The sequence below is a fragment of the Halorubrum sp. DM2 genome, assembly GCF_901686465.1.
Taxonomy (GTDB): Archaea; Halobacteriota; Halobacteria; order Halobacteriales; family Haloferacaceae; genus Halorubrum.
This window is the reverse complement of record NZ_LR594487.1, coordinates 2384549-2402210: the sequence shown is the minus strand read 5'-3', so window position 1 is coordinate 2402210 and position 17662 is coordinate 2384549. Positions and strand designations below refer to the sequence as shown.

13 protein-coding genes and 1 pseudogene are annotated in these 17662 nt (G+C 66.5%); 11 read left to right on the top strand and 3 right to left on the bottom strand.

Going from position 1 to position 17662, the window contains the following annotated elements:
* Window positions 1-9 precede the first annotated feature (9 nt).
* From QOL69_RS12085 to QOL69_RS12070, 4 genes and pseudogenes are all read left to right on the top strand, one after another.
* Window positions 10-2883 carry a bacterio-opsin activator domain-containing protein gene (locus tag QOL69_RS12085; RefSeq protein WP_283403368.1) on the top strand — a complete coding sequence of 958 codons (2874 nt, stop codon included), beginning with the start codon at window positions 10-12 and terminating at the stop codon, window positions 2881-2883.
* Between the two features lie 202 nt (window positions 2884-3085).
* Window positions 3086-3229, top strand: a complete 144-nt coding sequence (locus QOL69_RS12080; RefSeq protein ID WP_154018076.1) for a rubrerythrin-like domain-containing protein — start codon at window positions 3086-3088, stop codon at window positions 3227-3229.
* Between the two features lie 2 nt (window positions 3230-3231).
* Window positions 3232-4524, top strand: a complete 1293-nt coding sequence (gene gdhB, locus QOL69_RS12075; RefSeq protein ID WP_048077079.1) for a glutamate dehydrogenase GdhB — start codon at window positions 3232-3234, stop codon at window positions 4522-4524.
* A 16-nt stretch (window positions 4525-4540) separates the two neighbouring features.
* Window positions 4541-4810 (top strand): annotated as a pseudogene (locus QOL69_RS12070) (transposase); the annotation flags it as partial.
* Between the two features lie 215 nt (window positions 4811-5025).
* On the opposite strand, the gene QOL69_RS12065 reads toward QOL69_RS12070, so the two are convergent.
* Both QOL69_RS12065 and QOL69_RS12060 read right to left on the bottom strand, forming a co-directional pair.
* Window positions 5026-5664 carry a bifunctional 4-hydroxy-2-oxoglutarate aldolase/2-dehydro-3-deoxy-phosphogluconate aldolase gene (locus tag QOL69_RS12065; RefSeq protein WP_283403367.1) on the bottom strand — a complete coding sequence of 213 codons (639 nt, stop codon included), beginning with the start codon at window positions 5662-5664 and terminating at the stop codon, window positions 5026-5028.
* 56 nt (window positions 5665-5720) lie between these two features.
* On the bottom strand, window positions 5721-6467 hold the full coding sequence (locus tag QOL69_RS12060) for an IclR family transcriptional regulator (RefSeq protein ID WP_048077077.1): 747 nt from the start codon (window positions 6465-6467) through the stop codon (window positions 5721-5723).
* A 279-nt stretch (window positions 6468-6746) separates the two neighbouring features.
* On the opposite strand from QOL69_RS12060, the gene QOL69_RS12055 reads away from it, so the two are divergent.
* From QOL69_RS12055 to QOL69_RS12030, 6 genes are all read left to right on the top strand, one after another.
* Window positions 6747-8144 carry a sugar ABC transporter substrate-binding protein gene (locus tag QOL69_RS12055; RefSeq protein ID WP_283403366.1) on the top strand — a complete coding sequence of 466 codons (1398 nt, stop codon included), beginning with the start codon at window positions 6747-6749 and terminating at the stop codon, window positions 8142-8144.
* A gap of 18 nt (window positions 8145-8162) precedes the next feature.
* Entirely contained in the window at window positions 8163-9233 is a 1071-nt protein-coding gene (locus QOL69_RS12050) for a carbohydrate ABC transporter permease (RefSeq protein ID WP_283403365.1), read from the top strand.
* Complete coding sequence (locus QOL69_RS12045; protein WP_048077074.1) at window positions 9233-10069, top strand: carbohydrate ABC transporter permease; 837 nt, start codon at window positions 9233-9235, stop codon at window positions 10067-10069. The genes QOL69_RS12050 and QOL69_RS12045 overlap by 1 nt, the downstream gene beginning before the upstream one ends.
* A gap of 3 nt (window positions 10070-10072) precedes the next feature.
* Window positions 10073-11194: an ABC transporter ATP-binding protein gene (locus QOL69_RS12040; protein ID WP_283403364.1), complete on the top strand. Its 1122-nt coding sequence runs from the start codon at window positions 10073-10075 to the stop codon at window positions 11192-11194.
* Window positions 11195-11198: 4 nt separating this feature from the next.
* Complete coding sequence (dgoD, locus tag QOL69_RS12035) at window positions 11199-12347, top strand: galactonate dehydratase (RefSeq protein WP_283403363.1); 1149 nt, start codon at window positions 11199-11201, stop codon at window positions 12345-12347.
* Window positions 12348-12411: 64 nt separating this feature from the next.
* Entirely contained in the window at window positions 12412-13263 is an 852-nt protein-coding gene (locus tag QOL69_RS12030) for an SDR family NAD(P)-dependent oxidoreductase (protein ID WP_283403362.1), read from the top strand.
* A gap of 100 nt (window positions 13264-13363) precedes the next feature.
* Here QOL69_RS12030 and bga read toward each other — a convergent pair whose 3' ends face one another.
* The gene (bga, locus tag QOL69_RS12025; RefSeq protein WP_283403361.1) at window positions 13364-15469 is read right to left on the bottom strand and encodes a beta-galactosidase Bga; all 2106 of its coding nucleotides are present in this window, start codon (window positions 15467-15469) and stop codon (window positions 13364-13366) included.
* 114 nt (window positions 15470-15583) lie between these two features.
* On the opposite strand from bga, the gene QOL69_RS12020 reads away from it, so the two are divergent.
* On the top strand, window positions 15584-17629 hold the full coding sequence (locus tag QOL69_RS12020; RefSeq protein WP_283403360.1) for a glycoside hydrolase family 36 protein: 2046 nt from the start codon (window positions 15584-15586) through the stop codon (window positions 17627-17629).
* The last annotated feature ends 33 nt before the right edge of the window (window positions 17630-17662 follow it).

Genomic DNA, 17662 nt, shown 5'->3' with positions numbered 1-17662 from the left:
TCTCCACATATGAATTCCAACTCCAAGAGTGTCCTTGACGATTCAACTATCGTCGTCGGCGGCGATACAGCGTGGATAGCCGCGTACACCGAACAACTCGATGTCCAGTATGACGCGATTGTACAGTCAGTCTCGACAGCTACAGCCGCGCAAGAAACACTCCACGAAACCACCGTCGACTGTATCGTTACCGACTACAGTCTCCCCGAAACTACCGGTATCGATCTCGTCCACGAGATTCGCGACACAACGACGACACTTCCGCTGATAATGGGGACAGCGGACGGAAGCGAAGTCGTCGCAAGTGAGGCGATCCAAGCCGGTGTCACCGACTACATCGCCGTTGCTGACCCACCCGAGGAAACCGTTCCTAATGCGCTACAGCGAACCGAACAAGCTCTCCGAGACGCCCAGCGGTCGGCAACCGAGCGTGAGCGTGCGCGACAGTTCGACACCATCTTCCACGATACCAGATCGGCAACCTGGGTACTCGACCCCGACGGCACACTTACGCGCGTCAATCAGGCCGCTCGTGACATAATCGACATCGACGCTGACGCCGTTGTCGGCGACCCATTCTGGACGCTCCCCTGGTGGCCCAGTGATACGCAAACCAGCGACGACATCCGCCGGCTGATTACAACAGCGCAGCGCGGCAGGTTCGGGCACGCCGTTGTCGCGCAGTCAGCGTTAAACGGTGAGCGGATGTTGGAGCTCTCCGTCCAGCCGGTCACAGACGAACGCGGCGACCTCGTCTCCATCATCGTCGACAGTGTCGATATCAGCGAGCGTGTCGAACTTGAGCGCGAGCTCCGGCAGTCAGAGGAACTTCACCGCGTCACGCTCAACAACATGACCGACACCGTCCTCATGACCGACGAGGACAGCGAGTACACGTATGTCTGTCCGAACGTCCACTTCATCTTTGGATACACCGCCGACGAAATCCGCGACTTGGGGACAATCGAGGATCTTCTTGGCGAGGATCTCTTTGACCGGGAGGAACTCGCGAAGAAGGGCGTCCTGAAGAACATCGAGACGACGGCGACGGACAAGGCCGGCCGTGAACACACCTTGCTGGTGAACGTCCGCGAGGTCTCTATTCAGGACGGCACGCTCCTGTACAGCTGCCGAGACATCACGAAGCGAAAACAGCGCGAGCAGGCGCTAGCGACGCTCCAAGAGACTACTCGGGATTTCCTGTACGCTGAAACCCACCAAGAGATTGCTCAGCACGTCGTCGACGACACGCCCGACGTTCTCGGGCTCGACGCTAGCGCGGTCTACCTCTTCGACGCCGACGACAACCACCTCCAACCCGTCGCCCACTCACAGGCACTGCGGGACGCGCACGGTCCACTCCCCGCGGTTCACGCCGATGGGGGTGACCTCACTAGCCACAGTTTCGTCGAAAACGAAGTGCTGTTCTTCGAGGACGTCCACGATACTGACCGGCTCACTAATCCCGCGACCGACATCCGGAGTGCCGCGTACATCCCACTGGGGAACCACGGCGTGTTCGTTGCCGGGTCGACTGAGGTTGGTGCATTCGACGATGTTACGCGGGAGCTCACCGATCTGCTCGCAGCGACCGCGGAGGCGGCACTCGACCGTATCAGTCGGGAGTCACAGCTGCGCGAACAGGACCGCGAGTTACAGCGCCAGAACGATCAGCTCACCACGCTCAACCGCATCAACGAGACCATCCGGGAGATTGACCAAGCGCTCGTGGAAACCGAGACTCGCGAGGAGATCGATCACACCGTCTGTGAGCACCTCACTGCTGACGGCCGCTTCCAGTTTGCGTGGATTGGCACGCTTGACGACGCGGGGCAGACGGTGATGCCACAGGCGTGGGCCGGAACCGATCAGGGGTATCTTGACACCCAATCGTTCAACGTTTCTGAGGGGACAGTCGAGCCGGCAGGTCGAACGGCGACGACAGGCGAGGTGACACACGTCTCGAATATCGCGGCTGACCTCCATGCGGCCTCGTGGCGCAAGGATGCCATCTCCCGTGACTTCCTGTCCGTGTTGAGTGTTCCATTGGTGTACAACGACCTCTCGTATGGTGTCCTGACCGTGTACGCGGAGACGCCCGACGCGTTCGACGAAACCGTTCAGACGGTCGTTTCGGAACTCGGGGAGACGATTGCTGCCGCGATCAGCGCGACCGAGCGCAAGCAGGCGCTGCTCACGACGTCGATGACGCGAATCGAGTACGAGGTCAGCGACCAGTCGTTCGTGCTCACGCAACTGGCTACGGCGGCTGACTGTACGCTGGCGTACGACGGCGGCGTCCAGCAGACTGCTACCGAGAACTATGTGTTCGTCACCGTGGATGACGCGCCACTCGATACCGTCGTCGACGCGACGGACGGGCTCACCGTTGTCGAGGATGTCCAGCGGATTCGTGGCGGCGATTCTGGCGGTGTCTTACGACTCCAGCTGTCGGATCCATTCCTTGCGACGGAGTTAGCTGATCACGGGGCCGTCCTTCGGAGTGCGACGGCAACGACGGCGGGTACAACGCTGGTCGTCGATCTGCCGGCGAGCATCGAAGTTCGGCATGTGACCCAGTTCTTGGCTGATCGGTTCGGTGATCTCGAATTGGTGTCGAAGCAGACCCGTGAACAGGCATCCGAACACGGGTTCTACGCGTCCGTCCTCGACCGGCTGACGGACAGACAGCTAGAAGTCCTCGAGACGGCGTACTATAGTGGGTTCTTTGAATCACCGCGGAAGGCTAACGGTGAGGCTGTTGCGAACTCGCTGGATATTTCGCCGCAAGCGTTCTACCAGCACGTCAGAACGTCACAGCGAAAATTGTTCGCGGCACTCGTCGACGATCACACATCGATACCCGCACAACACGCTGACTGACGACCCTACCGTATCTGGAGACCTGCCAAGCGTCTATCTGGCTAGTAAGTACTCCGACCGTATCGATATCGCCCAAATGCTTGTATAGTAAACGTCGTCCTCCGAGTCAAGGTTCGGTGTTAAACTACTGGATATTTCCTTATATTCTCATTATGGGTAGGTAGAGTACCCCGCCTAACGGTGCTGGGTCTCGCAATCAGTAATGAGAGATACCGATCAGATCCCAGACGAGGAATCGCCATACGAGTGCTTCGAATGTGGAAACATCATCCTCGCAGAGGACAACCCCGGCTCGTGCCCTGACTGTGGCGGCGAGATGCGGAATCGACATACACCGATCGAATAACGATGGCTTCGACAACAACGACACCCGACGAGCCGCAAGAAGAACCAACCGAGGAGGAGTCCGCCCTGGAGACTGCGCGCCGGCAGCTCCAGCACGCTGCTGACCACCTCGATATCGACCCGAATGTCGTCGAGCGACTCAAATACCCCAAGAAGGTCCACGAGGTCACCGTCCCCATCGAGCGCGAGAGCGGCGACGTCGAGGTCTACACGGGGTACCGGGCCCAACACGACAGCGTCCGCGGCCCGCACAAGGGCGGGCTCCGCTACCACCCGGGGGTCACGCGCGAGGAGTGTGTTGGTCTCAGCATGTGGATGACCTGGAAGTGCGCTGTGATGGATATTCCATTCGGGGGGGCGAAAGGCGGCATCGCGGTGAATCCCAAGAAACTGACAGACGACGAGAAAGAGCAACTTACTCGGCGGTTCACCGACGAGATTCGGTCTGCCATCGGCCCGACGAAGGACATTCCTGCGCCGGACATGGGAACGGACCCTCAGACGATGGCGTGGCTGATGGACGCCTATTCGATGCAGGAGGGCGAGACGATTCCCGGCGTTGTCACCGGAAAGCCGCCGATCGTCGGTGGGAGCGAAGGTCGAGAGGAAGCACCCGGTCGAAGCGTCGCGATCGTCGCCCGTGAAGCTATCGAGTACTACGACCGAGATGCCGAGGAGACTACGGTTGCCGTACAGGGGTACGGTAGTGTCGCCGCGAACGCGGCGCGCCTGCTCGACGACTGGGGTGCGACAGTTGTCGCTGTCAGCGATGTCAACGGCGGGATCTACGATCCGGAGGGACTCGACACGCACGCGATCCCGTCTCACGACGAGGAACCGGAGGCAGTCACCCATCAGGACGCTCCAGAGGCCGTTACGAACGAGGAACTACTGAAACTCGATGTTGACGTACTCATTCCGGCTGCGATCGGGAATGTCCTGACGGCGGACAACGCCGACGATATTGCAGCGGAGATGATTGTTGAAGGGGCAAACGGGCCGACGACGACTACAGCAAGCGAGATATTTGCTGAGCGAGATGTTCCGGTGATCCCGGACATTTTGGCGAACGCTGGCGGTGTGACGGTGAGCTACTTCGAGTGGCTCCAAGACATCAATCGGCGGTCGTGGTCGCTAGAGCGTGTCAACGACGAACTCGAAACGGAGATGCTGGCCGCGTGGCAGGATGTCCGCGAGGAGTTCGACGCCCGAGACGTGACGTGGCGTGACGCGGCGTACATCGTTGCACTCTCCCGAGTTGCCGAAGCTCACCAGACGCGTGGGCTCTGGCCGTAGCACCCCGTCACCGGATACGGTCCACCTCGTCGGTGATTCCGTACCACTGGTTCTCGACGCACGTCCCATCCGGAAGGGTGACACTCGCTCAGAGATTGTCGAGGACCTCCTCGACTCGGCAATAGAACTCGTCGACGTTGACCGCGTGTTCATGGACCGGGAGTTCGACAGCCAGCATATTCTCGAAGCGATAGCCGACCGGGGCGTCACGTACGTCGTGCCAAAGCGGATGCACACCAGCGAGAAAGCCCAGGCCAAACAATTGCTTCAGCGCGACCAAGACCGCTCCTCCATGGCGCTGAGTCCGGTCTGAGGAGAGCGGTTTCAGGTCGCCGATACGCAGAGCGGAAAACCGAGATCAGAACGGTCAACGCCGCCCGAGATGGCCGCTATCGGACGAATCGAGGACGGCCGGACAACGTCGCGACCCGTGAGAACACGGTCGACAGAGGGTCTGTGCGGAGTCGGTCTGTACCGCGCGTTCGCCGACACCGACGAGAGTCACTCCCGAGCCGCCGAGACGGCCTCAACAACCGCCCGCGCGTTCGACTCGATCACGTCGAACGCGCCGTCGGCGATCGCCTCGCTGTCGACGATCGAACTCCCGACGCCGACCGCGACCGCGCCCGCCCGGACGTACTCCCCGGCGTTCTCCGCGCCGACGCCGCCTGTCGGGACGAGCGGGATCTGGGGGAGCGGGCCGCCGATCGCCCCGACGTGGTCGGGACCGCCGGTCTTCGCGGGGAACACCTTCACCGCGTCGGCACCGGCCTGATAGGCTTCGAGCGCCTCGGTCGGGGTGTACGCGCCGACCACGACCGGCGTTCCGTAGCGGTTCGCCGCCTCGATGACGTCCGCGTTCACCGTCGGCGTCACGAGGAACTCCGCGCCCGCGAGCTGTGCCGCTCGCGCCGTCTCCGGGTCGAGGACGGTTCCAGCGCCGACCAGCGCGTCGTCGACGCGGTCGGATATCGCCTCGATTGACGAGGTCGCGTTCGGCGTGTCCGCGGTTACCTCTAGGGCCGTCACACCGGCGTCGACGACGGCATCCGCGACCGCCACCGCGTCGTCGCGCGCTACGCCGCGGAGGATCGCGATCACGCCGCCGTCCGTGATCCGGTCGAATCGGTCAGTTCGCATGGTGGTATCTCCCCCCGAGGGGTCTTAAATCGGACCGAGTCGGAGAGCGCGACGCGTTACAGCAGTTCGAGTTCGATCGTCTTCGCGGCGCTGGAGACGAGTCCGGCCGTGTCCTCTTCTAACCGCTTCCCCTGCATCTCGTCGGACGGACCGGAGACGCTGACCGCGCCCACAGGGTCGCCGTCGACGACGATCGGGGAGGCGACGCACTGCCAGTTCTCGTCCAACTCGCCGCGGTCGAAGGCGATGTTTCTGTCCCTGATCGACCGGAGTTCGGAGCGGAGCGTCGCCGGGTCCGTCACGGTCCGGTCAGTCTCCCGGTCGAGACCATGGCGGGAGACGTACTCGTCGACCCGCTCCCGCGACCGGGACGCCAGGATCGCCTTGCCGGCGGCGGCGGCGTGGAGGCGGACGCCGTCGCCCACCGCGACAGGGTGGTCTCGGGTACCGATCCGGTGGAGGTAGACGGCCTCGGCGTCTTCGGGCACCACGAGGTTCGCGACGGCACCGGTGTTCCGCGCGAGCATGCGAATCTCGCTCCGCGCGGCGTGGTAGACCGGGTTCCGTTCTCTCGTTCCGAACCCGATCCGGAGGAACTGGTGGGTGAGTTCGTAGGTTCCCCCGACGTTTTTCACGTATCCGAGGTCACAGAGCGTCGAGAGGTGGTTGTGTACCGCGCTTTTCGAGACGTCGAGCGCGTCCGCTAGTTCGGTGACGCCGCCGCCGTCGCGGTCGTACAGCTCTTCGACGATCCGGAAAGACGTCGCGGTCGCCTGAACGGCGACGGTGTCCGTGTCCCCCATCGTTTCGTAGAGCGGTATGACCGACAGCCGTATAACATTTGTTTAGTATGAGAGAACGACAGCGTGACACGGTGCATAAAACCGAATAAATATATTATAAATGAAATACTTTCAAAGTGGAATTTGTACCAAATCGGGTTGGACAGGTCAAAAGAGTATATAATAGAAATCTGTTCACCCCAAGGAAACGTTCAAATCGTGGTTCTGAGACGATTTTAGCACTCACGCACGGTAGTTTTATATATTTGTGATGAAAGAGACCGATAGTCAGGGACGATCATGACTAACAAACCAGACTACGCACGATACGGGCGACGCCGGCTGATCAAAGGCGCGGGAATCGCGGGGCTCGCGGGGCTCGCAGGGTGTGCCGGAACCGGCGATCCCGGGGACGGGACCGACGGGGGCGACGGCGGCGACGGCGGCGACGGCGACGACGGGATGGACGGCGACGACGGCGGTGACGGGAGCGACGGCGGCAACAACATGGCGTCCGAGATCGACGTGTGGGGATGGGACGTCGCCGCGCGGGCGCTGACGATCACCGCCGACGAGTACGAGTCCGAGAACGACGCGACGATCGCGGTCGAGGAGTTCGGCCGGTCGGCGATGAAAGACCGGCTCCAGACGAACCTCCTCTCCGGCTCCGGCGCGCCGGCGGTCGCCATGCTGGAGTCCGTCGACGGCCCCTCGTTCATCGACACGGGCTCCATCGCGCCGCTCACCGACGAGATCGAAGAGTCCGGAGTCAAGGAGGACTTCGTCTCCGGGAAGTGGGAGGCGCTCACCGTCGACGGCGACATCTACGCGCTCCCGTGGGACACCGGGCCGACGGCCGTCTACTACCGGCGGTCGGTGTACGACGAACACGACATCGACCCGGACAACATCGAGACGTGGGAGGACTTCATCGAGGAGGGGCAGAAGCTCCCGGACGACCAGTACATGCTCAACCTCCCCGAGGGAGACCTCTCCGGCGTCTGGCGGTACCAGTTCCGCCAGCTGTCCGGCGAGCCGTTCCTCGAGAGCGGCGAGGTGAACATCCACAACGAGAAGTCGCTCCGCGTGGCCCGCAACATCAAGGAGATATACGACGCCGACATCGCGGCCAACATCGAGGGGTGGACGTCCGCCTGGTTCAGCGCCTACGGCGACGCGACCATCGCGTCGCTCCCCTCGGCGGCGTGGATGGAGGGGACGCTGCGCGCCGAACTCCCCGACACCGCGGGCGACTGGGGCGTCTTCAAGATCCCCGCGCTGGAGTCGGGCGGCCCGCGGGCGTCGAACTGGGGCGGCTCCAACCTCATGATCGCCGATCAGGTGTCCGACGAGGCGCAGGCGCGCGGGTGGGACTACATGGAGTACTCGCTGGCGACCGAGGAGATGCAGCTGGCGATGTACGACGAGTACGGGCTCTTCCCGGCGCTGGAGACCGTCTACGACGACCCGGTGTTCGACGAGGAGCTCGACTTCTACGACGGGCAGCCCGCGAGAGCGCTCTTCGCCGAGGTCGCACAGGACTCGCCGGGATACCGGTTCACCGCGGACACGCCGGAGGTCTCACAGGCCATCGAGACCGAGCTTCAGCGGATGATCAACGGCGAGCAGTCGCCGGAGGAGGCCGTTCAGGCGGCCGCCGAGACCGTCGCCGAGAACACCGATCGGGACCTCGCGTAATCCGGAGGGACCGATCGAATGGCCACTTCTGACGAGACGGACGAGCGCGTCGGAGAGACGTATCGCCGCCGCGCCCGGACGAGGGTACGACGCACCACGAGACAGATCAGGCGGGCGGCGCGGCCGGGATGGGACCGAGTGCGGTTCGCCAGACAGGACCTGACGGCGGCGGTTCCGACGCTGCCGCGGGTCGCGTACCTGTTCATCGCGCCATTCTTCGTGCTGTTCGGCCTGTTTTTGGCCTTCCCGGTGGCGTACACGCTGTACCTGTCCTTCTTCGAGTACCAGAGCGTCGGCGAGGGCTCGCTGTTCTGGATCGACCTCGGTCCGGTGTACGTCGAGATCCCGCAGATCGCGCAGCTGAGCTTCGTCGGGGCCGGGAACTACGTCCGACTGCTGGGCAACGACCTGTTCTGGCAGTCGATGTTCAACACCTCGTACATCCTCGCGATACAGGTCCCGCTGATGATCGGACTGGCGCTCGCGCTCGCGCTCGCGCTGAACGCGTCGTTCATGCGGTTCAAAGGGGTGTTCCGCACCGCGATCGCGCTGCCGGTCTCGGCGAACCTCGTGGCGTACTCGACGGTGTTCCTCCTGCTTTTCAACGAGCAGTTGGGGTTCCTCAACTACGTCCTCTCCGGCGTCGGACTCGGCCCGGTACCGTGGCTGACGAGCGAGTTCTGGGCCCGGAACACGATCATCGCCGCGGTGACGTGGCGGTGGACGGGGTACAACATGATCATCCTCCTCGCCGGACTCCAGACGATTCCACAGCAGCTGTACGAGGCGGCCGAGATCGACGGCGCGAACCGGTGGGAGAAGTTCCGGTACGTCACGCTCCCGCAGCTCAAGCCGGTGTTGCTGTTCGTGGTCGTGCTGTCGACGATCGGGACGTTCAAGCTGTTCGCCGAGCCGTACGTCATCACCGGCGGCGGCCCGACGAACTCGACGATAACCATCGTCCAGTACATCTACCGGCAGGCGTTCGTCAACTTCAACCTCGGCTACGCGAGCGCGCTCACGGTCGTCTTCGTGGCGGTCGTCAGCGTCTTCTCGATCCTCCAGATCAAGCTCGGGGGTGAGGACTGATGCGCGAGCAACGACGCAAGGACGCAGTCTGGCGGTTCCTCACGTACGCGTTCGTCATCACGATGGTCGTGGTGATGATGGTGCCGCTGTACTGGATGCTGGTGGCGTCGACGCTCCCGCAGGAGCAGTTCCTCCAGTTCCCGCCGCGGCTGATACCCGGGACCGCGTTCCTCGACAACTTCGCGGCGCTACAGGAGCGGCTCGACTTCCTTCGGACGATCCGGAACAGCGTCTTCATCGCCGTCGTCTACACGCTGCTGTCGCTGGTGTTGTGTTCGATGGCCGGCTTCGCGTTCGCCAAGTACGAGTTCAAGTACAAGGAGCCGATCTTCTACGCGATCTTGGCGACGCTCGTGTTGCCGATCCAGCTGCTCGTCATCCCGCTGTTCCTGCTGATGGCGCAACTGGAGTGGACGAACACGTTCCGGGCGATCATCCTCCCGTGGGCGGCGAACCCCATCGGGATCTTCCTCATGCGGCAGAACATGAAGTCGATCCCGGACGCGTTACTGGAGTCCGCTCGGATGGACGGGGCGACCGAGTTCCAGATCTTCTACCGGATCGCCTTACCGACCATGCGGTCGTCGCTGGCCGCGCTGGCGATCATCCTGTTCCTGTTCCAGTGGGACCTGTTCCTGTACCCGCTCGTGATCTTAGAGTCGGCGGACATGTACACGATCCCCATCGGACTGGCGCAGCTGACCGGGTTCCAGCGGATCTACTACGACCAGATCATGGTGGCGGCGACGCTCGCCATCGTGCCGATGGTCGTGTTGTTCTTAGTGCTACAGAAACAGTTCGTCAGCGGCATCCTCGCGGGGTCGCTCAAAGAGTAACCAATGTCAGGAATCAACATCACTGAACTGGACAAGGTGTACGACTCCGGAACCGAGAACGTGGTCGCCGTCGAGGGCCTCTCCGTCGACATCGACCACGGCGAGTTCCTCGTGCTGGTGGGACCGTCCGGCTGTGGAAAGTCGACGACGCTCCGCTGTCTCGCCGGGTTAGAGGACGTGACGGACGGATCGATACGGTTCGGCGACGAGGACGTCACGGACCGTCGCGCCAGCGAGCGCGACGTGGCGATGGTGTTCCAGAACTACGCGCTGTACCCGCACATGACCGTCCGGGGCAACATCGGCTTCGGGCTGAAGCTCTCGACGAAGCTGTCCGGCGACGAGATCGAACGGAAAGTCGAGGGCGTCGCCGAGATGCTCGGAATAAGCGAACTGCTCGACGAGAAGCCGAAGGCGCTCTCCGGCGGCCAACAGCAGCGCGTGGCGCTCGGGCGGGCGATCGTGCGGGAGCCGTCCGTGTTCCTGATGGACGAGCCGCTCAGCAACCTCGACGCGAAGCTCCGGTCGGAGATGCGGACCGAGCTACAGGAGCTACAGGCCGACCTCGACGTGACGACGGTGTACGTCACCCACGACCAGACGGAGGCGATGGCGATGGGCGACCGGATCGCCGTGATGAACGGCGGCGTGCTCCAGCAGGTCGGGTCCCCGGAGGAGGTGTACCGGTCGCCGGTGAACCGGTTCGTCGCGGACTTCATCGGGTCGCCGAGCATCAACCTGCTCACGGCCGACGTCGAGGGGGACACTCTCTCGGGTCCCGGCGAGTTCGCGTACGAGCTCGACGATCCCGAGCCGGTCGCCGGGCGCGACCGCGTCAGCGTCGGCGTCCGGCCCGAGGACATCGAGGTCGTCGAGTCGGGCCGGAGCGCGGCCGACGTGACGGTCGTCGAGCCGATGGGGAACGAGAACTTCCTCTACATGGAGATAGACGGCCACGAGCTCACCGCTCGCGTCGATCCGACGGTCCGACCGGCGGAGGGATCGCGCGTCGCGTTCGACTTCGACGAGACGGCGGTGTACCTGTTCGACGTCGAGACGGGCGACGCGCTGAAAACCAAAACAGACTCCGTCGACAGCGCCGTCGTCGGAGCCACGGAGAACTAACAGGATGTACATCACCGACTACGAGCTGTTCGAGGTACCGCCCCGCTGGCTGTTCTTGAAGCTGACGACGAGCGACGGCACCGTCGGCTGGGGGGAGCCGATCGTGGAGGGCCGGTCGCACACGGTCCTCGCGGCCGTCGAGGAGCTGCTCGACAGCTACCTGCTCGGCGAGGACCCGACGCGGATCGAAGACCACTGGCAGTCGATGTACCGCGGCGGGTTCTACCGCGGCGGGCCGGTGCTGATGAGCGCGATCGCCGGCATCGATCAGGCGCTGTGGGACATCAAGGGCAAGCAGTTCGGCGCGCCCGTCCACGAGCTGCTCGGCGGCCGCGCGCGCAACCGGATCCGCGTGTACCAGTGGATCGGCGGCGACCGACCGGCGGACGTGGGCGAGGCCGCCCGCGAGAAGGTCGACGCAGGTTTCACGGCGCTGAAGATGAACGCGACGGCGGAGATGCGCTCGATCGACAACCCGGCCGCCGTGGCCGACGCGGCCGACCGGATCGCCGCGGTTCGGGAGGCGGTCGGCGACGAGGTCGACATCGGGGTCGACTTCCACGGGCGCGTGTCGAAGCCGATGGTGCGGCGGCTGGCGGCGGCGCTGGAGCCGTACGACCCGATGTTCATCGAGGAGCCGGTGTTGCCGGAACACAACGACTCGCTGTCGGGGATCCGGGAGTCGACGACGATCCCGATCGCGACCGGCGAGCGGATGTATTCCCGGTGGGATTTCAAGGAGGTGTTCGAGGACGACGCCGTCGACCTGATCCAGCCGGACGTCTCGCACGCGGGCGGGATCACCGAGCTGAAGAAGATCGCGTCGATGGCCGAGGCGTACGACGTGTCGGTCGCGCCGCACTGCCCGCTGGGGCCGATCGCACTCGCGTCCTGTATTCAGGTCGACGCCTGTACGCCGAACGCGCTCATCCAGGAGCAGTCGCTCGACATCCACTACAACGAGACGAGCGACGTGTTGGACTACCTCGCCGACCCGTCGGTGTTCGAGTACCGCGACGGCTTCGTCGACATCCCAGACGGCGACGGACTGGGGATCGACATCGACGAGGAGTACGTCCGGGAGCAGCGCGGCAACGTCGACTGGCACAACCCCGTCTGGCGGCACGACGACGGCTCCGTCGCGGAGTGGTGATCCGGATGGCGACGCGAACGCGACGCGGGCGCAAGTCGATGGTCCGCCGGCGCGGGGCGGGTCGATGACCCGCCGACACGAGTCGCCGACCGAACACGCGGCCCCCGGGCGGTTCGCCGGGCAGACCGCGATCGTCACGGGGTCGACCCGCGGGATCGGTGCCGGCGTCGCGGAGCGGCTCGCCGCCGAGGGGGCCAACGTCGTGGTCAGCGGCCGCTCGGAGGCGGCCGGCGAGGCCGTCGCCGAGCGGATCTCGGAGCGGAGCGAGGACGCGGACGACGACCGGGCGACCGGCGAGGCGACGTTCGTCCGCGCGGACATGCGCGACCCCGACGACGTGGCCGCGCTGGCGGAGGCGGCCGCCGAGCGCTACGGGTCGGTCGACGTGCTGGTGAACAACGCCGGCGTCCAGACGGAGACGACCGCGGACGAGGCGACGCTCGACGACTGGGAGTTCGTCGTTGAGACCGACTTCAGGGCGTACTGGCTCGCCGCGCGGGCCGCCCTGGAACACATGGACCGCGGGGCGATCGTGAACGTCTCGTCGAACCACGCGTACGCGACGATGCCCGCGCACTTCCCGTACAACGCGGTGAAGGCGGGGATCAACGGCATGACGCGGTCGCTCGCGGTGGACTTCGGTCCCCGCGTCCGGGTGAACACGGTCGTCCCCGGCTGGGTCGAGGTCGAGCGGACCCGCGAGGAGCTTCCCGAGGGACGACTCGAGGAGGTCGAGTCGATCCACCCGACCGGGCGGATCGGCACGCCGGCCGACGTCGCCGGAGCCGTCTCTTTCCTCGCGAGCGAGGACGCGGCCTTCGTCACGGGGGCGGCGCTGCTCGTCGACGGCGGCCGCGGCGCGGTGATGCAAGACGACGTCCTGCCCGACTATCGGGCGCGAGAGCGCTCGGAGTAGCCGGCGGGCGCAGCTGTCAGCGGGCGCAGCTGTCGGCTAGCGCAGCTGTCGGCGCTTTCGCCGGACGCAGTTGTCCGTGTTTTTGCCGGGGCTTTTCAGCCTACGACCGAGTCGCCCGCAACCCGTCGACGCGGTCGCCCTCGACGACGGCGACGCCGTACGGGCCGACGACGACGCCGTCCGCGACCGCTCCGTCTCCGGAGCCGCCCGACTCCGCCTCCACGGCGTCTCGGTCCGCGTCGTCGACCGCGAGCGCGTTCGGGTCGAGGTCGGGGAGCCGGACCCGGTCGCTCGTGAAGTTTGTCACCCACGTGCGGCCGTCGCGGTGTCCGACGCGGACGCCGTCCGGGAGCGGGTCGGCGCGCCGGACGCCGGCGCGCGCGAGCAGGTCCGACGCGAGCGCGTCCGCGAGGTCCGACTCGGGCCACACTCCGCAGTAGGTGACCGCGCCGTCGCCGACCTCGTTGGCGACGACCGCCGGTCGGCCGTCGCCCGGGCCGTCCACGTCGTACGCGTACCGGGGTTCGGCGGCGTCGGGGGCGAGCCACTCGGCCCAAGTCCGGAACGGGAAGGCGGGGGTCTCGCCGTCGGCGGCGTCCGCGGCGGAGCCGTCGACGGGGCGGACGGCCGTGTCGAGGCGTCGCGGGAGCGATTCGTGCTGGTCGACGGTCGCGCCGACGAGGTCGGCCAGCGGGCCGGGTTGGGCCGCCGGTCGGAGCTTGTTCTCCGCGTCCTTCACGCCGGTTCGCGGGCCCAAGAGGAGCTGTCCGCCGCCGTCGACGTAGTCGGTCAGGCGGTCGGCGGTCCCGTCGGTGACGAGGTGGAGCGCGGGCGCGACGACGGCCGCGTACCCGGAGAGGTCGGCGCTCGGCGGGACCACGTCCACCTGAACGCCGCGGCGACGGACGGCACCGTAGAACGCCTCCTGTAGCGCCCAGTAGTCGAAGTCGGGGGCGTGCGGCTGGGCGTCGAGCGCCCACAGCGAGTCGTAGTCGAACACGACCGCCACCGGGGCGTCGACGTGGCCCGCGCCGCCGAGCGCCGCGAACTCCGCGGCCGCGCGCTGGGCGTCCTCGTACCCGCGGTCGGGCGAGCCGTCCGCCTTCCGGAGTCCGGCGTGGTACTGCTCTTGGCCTTCGAGGCAGCGCCGCCACCGGAAGTAGAGGACGGCGTCGGCCCCGTGGGCGGCGGCGTGGTGGGCCCACAGCCGCATCGCGCCCTCGCCGGGCTGCGGGCAGTGCGGCGGCCAGTTGACGTCGCCGGGCTGCTGTTCCATCACCCAGAACGGGCGGTCGAGCGCGCTCCGGTAGAGGTCGTGGTCCATCCCGACCTGATCCGGGTCCCCGGCGCGAAGCTGGTCCGGCGACGCCTCCCCGTCGAAGCGGTCCTGAACGAACCCCGTGGGGTACGAGTCCCACGCGACGCGGTCGAGGTCGGCGCTCACGTCGTAGGCGTTCAGCGTCGGGAACCGCCCCATGAAGTTGTGGGTGACGAACCAGTCGGCGTCCGCCTCGCGTATCAGGTCCGCGTGGAGGCGGTTGTACTCGACGACGGAGTCGCTGGCGAAGCGCGCGTACGCCAACAGCCGCGAGGGGTGATGCTCCGCGGGGGTCGGGCCGGGCGGGTCGACCTCCTCGAAGGAGCCGTACTGCTGGCTCCAGAACGCGTTCCCCCACGCCTCGTTGAGGCCGTCGACGTCGCCGTACCGGTCCGCCAGCCACGACCGGAAGGCCTCGGCGCAGTCGTCGCAGTAACAGCGGACCGTGCGGTGACAGCCGAACTCGTTGTCCGTCTGCCAGCCGGCGACGTGCGGCGAGTCGGCGTACCGCTCGGTGATCCGCTCGACGATCCGCTCCGTCTCCTCGCGGTAGGCGTCGGAGTTGAAACAGTAGTGCCGGCGGCTGCCGTGTTCCCGGACGGTGCCGTCCGGGTCCTCCTGCCGGATCGACGGCCGCTCGTCGACCAGCCACTTCGGCGGCGTCGCCGTCGGCGTACACAACACCGCCTGCATGCCGTACTCGCCGACGAGTTCGACCGCCTCGTCGAGCCACTCGAAGTCGAACTCGCCGCGCTCCGGTTCGAGGACCCCCCACGAGAACTCCGCCATGCGCACGTATTCGAGACCGGCGTCGGCCATCGCGGCGACGTCGCGCTCCCACTCCTCGTCCGGCCAGTGTTCGGGAAAGTAGCAGACTCCGAGACGCATGGCTCACACTCACGACCGCGCCACCTAATGGTTCGGATGGTGGCGACCGCCGGCCGCCGTCTTGCGGTCCCGCCGCGTGACAGGGTATTTGTGGGATCGACAAGAGGGAGTGGTATGAACGAACGCAGGGCGGGTGCCACCGCGGTCGCGTACGACCCCGACGGGCACGGGATCACGGTCGCGGACGACGCCGGCGACGTGCTCGCCGGGACGGTCCGCGCGACGGCGACAGATCGAAACGACGCCGGAGTGCGGATCGCGGAGGTGTCGCTGTCGACCGAGGGGGGCGGCGTGACCGTGACCCCGACCGTCGAGAACGCGGGCGACGAGCCGGTCCGGGCGGGCGACGTGACGCTCGCGTTCGAGACCGCCTTCGGCGCTGACGCGCGGATCTACCGGCACGGCTATCAGTCGTGGTCGTCGACCGGGACGCTCCCGGTCGGGGAGCGGTTCCCCGCCGAGGACCCGGACAACGCCCCGATGATGAACGACCTCGCGGCGTCGACCGACGACCGGGTGAGCAGCTACCTGACCGGACTCGTCGAGGGGGACCGGAGCCTGACGGTCGGGTTCCTCGAACACGACCGCTACTGCACGCGGTTCGAGGTCGACGACGACGCCGACGGGGTCGCGGCGCTCCGCGCGGTGTGCCCGCTGGAGGGGGCGCGCCTGACGCCCGGGGAGCGACTGGAGCTACCGGCCCTGTGGGTCGACGCCGACCGCGACCTCCGGGCGGGGGTGGCCGCGTTGGCCGACCGCGTCGGCGAGCGGATGGACGCCCGGGTGCCCGAGACCGCGCCGACCGGGTGGTGTTCGTGGTACCACTACTTCACCGACGTCACCGAGGCGGACGTGCGGGAGAACCTCGCGGAGCTCCGCGAGTGGGAGATTCCGGTCGACGTCGTCCAGATCGACGACGGGTACATGGAGGCGTTCGGCGACTGGCGGTCGATCGCTGACGGGTTCGAGGACATGAGCGCCGTCGCGGACGACATCGCGACCGCGGGGTATCGCCCGGGGCTGTGGCTCGCGCCCTTCTACGTGGAGTCCGGCGCGGACCTGTACGCCGACCACCCGGAGTGGTTCGTGACGGAACCGACCGACGCGGGAGACGACGGGCCGGGAACGGCCGACGACGACGGGCCGGGGACGCCCGTCGACGGCGGCTTCCGCGCGGGGTCGGCGCTGTACGGACTTGACACGACCCACCCGGCGGTGTTGGAGTGGCTCCGGGAGACCGTGTCGACGGTCGTCGACGAGTGGGGGTTCACCTACCTGAAGCTCGACTTCCTCTTCGCGGCGGCGCTGCCCGGCGAGCGGTACGACCCCGAGGCGACGCGTATCGAGGCGTATCGCCGGGGCGTCGAGGCGATCGCCGAGGCGGCCGGCGACGACACGTTCCTCCTCGGCTGCGGCGCGCCGATGGCCCCGAGCGTCGGTCTCTTCGACGCGATGCGGGTCGGCCCGGACACCGACCCGACGTGGGAGACGCCGGGGGAGTCGGGGAGCCAGCCGGGGCTGAAGAACGCCGTTCGCAACACGCTCGCGCGGAACGTCCTCCACCGGCGGTGGTGGCTCAACGACCCCGACTGCCAGCTCGTCCGCGACACGAGCGACCTCACCGCGGCCGAGCGCGAGGCGTTCGCGGCGCTCGTCGCCGCGACCGGCGGCGTGAACGTGTTCTCGGACCGACTCGCGGAGATCGGTCCGGCCGGTCGCCGGCTCCTCGAACGCTCCATCCCCCCCGCGACCGACGGCGAGGTCGCGGGACTCGACGGGGAGCGGTTCCCCTCGCGGGTCGTCTGCGACCGCCCGGGCGACGGGGCCGCGACCGTCGCGCTGTTCAACTGGGCGGACGAGCCGTCGACCGTTCGGTTCGACGCGCGCGAGTACGGCCGGGAAGACGGGTCGGAGGCGGATCGGGTCGTCTGGGACGGACTCGCGGGAGAAGTCGTCGAGGGGCCGGTCGTCGAGCGGGAGCTGCCGCCGCACGGGGCCGCGGTGTTCGCCGTCGTCGCCGCCGAGACCGGCGACCTCCTCGGCGACGCCGCGACGCTCACGGGCGGGTCCGACCGCACCGCGGAAGCGACCGTCCGGGACGGGACGCTGGCGGCGACCGTCGACGGGGAGGACGTGACGTTCGCGCTCGATTCCCAGTGACGCGCGGTCCCGAGTGACGCCGCGCGCGGTCGG

What these genes read in the sequence shown, in the direction of transcription:
- QOL69_RS12085 (WP_283403368.1), top strand. Translation starts at nt 10, where the DNA reads ATGAATTCCAACTCCAAGAGTGTCCTTGACGATTCAACTATCGTCGTC.
- QOL69_RS12080 (WP_154018076.1), top strand. Translation starts at nt 3,086, where the DNA reads ATGAGAGATACCGATCAGATCCCAGACGAGGAATCGCCATACGAGTGC.
- gdhB (WP_048077079.1), top strand. Translation starts at nt 3,232, where the DNA reads ATGGCTTCGACAACAACGACACCCGACGAGCCGCAAGAAGAACCAACC.
- QOL69_RS12065 (WP_283403367.1), bottom strand. Translation starts at nt 5,664, where the DNA reads ATGCGAACTGACCGATTCGACCGGATCACGGACGGCGGCGTGATCGCG.
- QOL69_RS12060 (WP_048077077.1), bottom strand. Translation starts at nt 6,467, where the DNA reads ATGGGGGACACGGACACCGTCGCCGTTCAGGCGACCGCGACGTCTTTC.
- QOL69_RS12055 (WP_283403366.1), top strand. Translation starts at nt 6,747, where the DNA reads ATGACTAACAAACCAGACTACGCACGATACGGGCGACGCCGGCTGATC.
- QOL69_RS12050 (WP_283403365.1), top strand. Translation starts at nt 8,163, where the DNA reads ATGGCCACTTCTGACGAGACGGACGAGCGCGTCGGAGAGACGTATCGC.
- QOL69_RS12045 (WP_048077074.1), top strand. Translation starts at nt 9,233, where the DNA reads ATGCGCGAGCAACGACGCAAGGACGCAGTCTGGCGGTTCCTCACGTAC.
- QOL69_RS12040 (WP_283403364.1), top strand. Translation starts at nt 10,073, where the DNA reads ATGTCAGGAATCAACATCACTGAACTGGACAAGGTGTACGACTCCGGA.
- dgoD (WP_283403363.1), top strand. Translation starts at nt 11,199, where the DNA reads ATGTACATCACCGACTACGAGCTGTTCGAGGTACCGCCCCGCTGGCTG.
- QOL69_RS12030 (WP_283403362.1), top strand. Translation starts at nt 12,412, where the DNA reads ATGACCCGCCGACACGAGTCGCCGACCGAACACGCGGCCCCCGGGCGG.
- bga (WP_283403361.1), bottom strand. Translation starts at nt 15,469, where the DNA reads ATGCGTCTCGGAGTCTGCTACTTTCCCGAACACTGGCCGGACGAGGAG.
- QOL69_RS12020 (WP_283403360.1), top strand. Translation starts at nt 15,584, where the DNA reads ATGAACGAACGCAGGGCGGGTGCCACCGCGGTCGCGTACGACCCCGAC.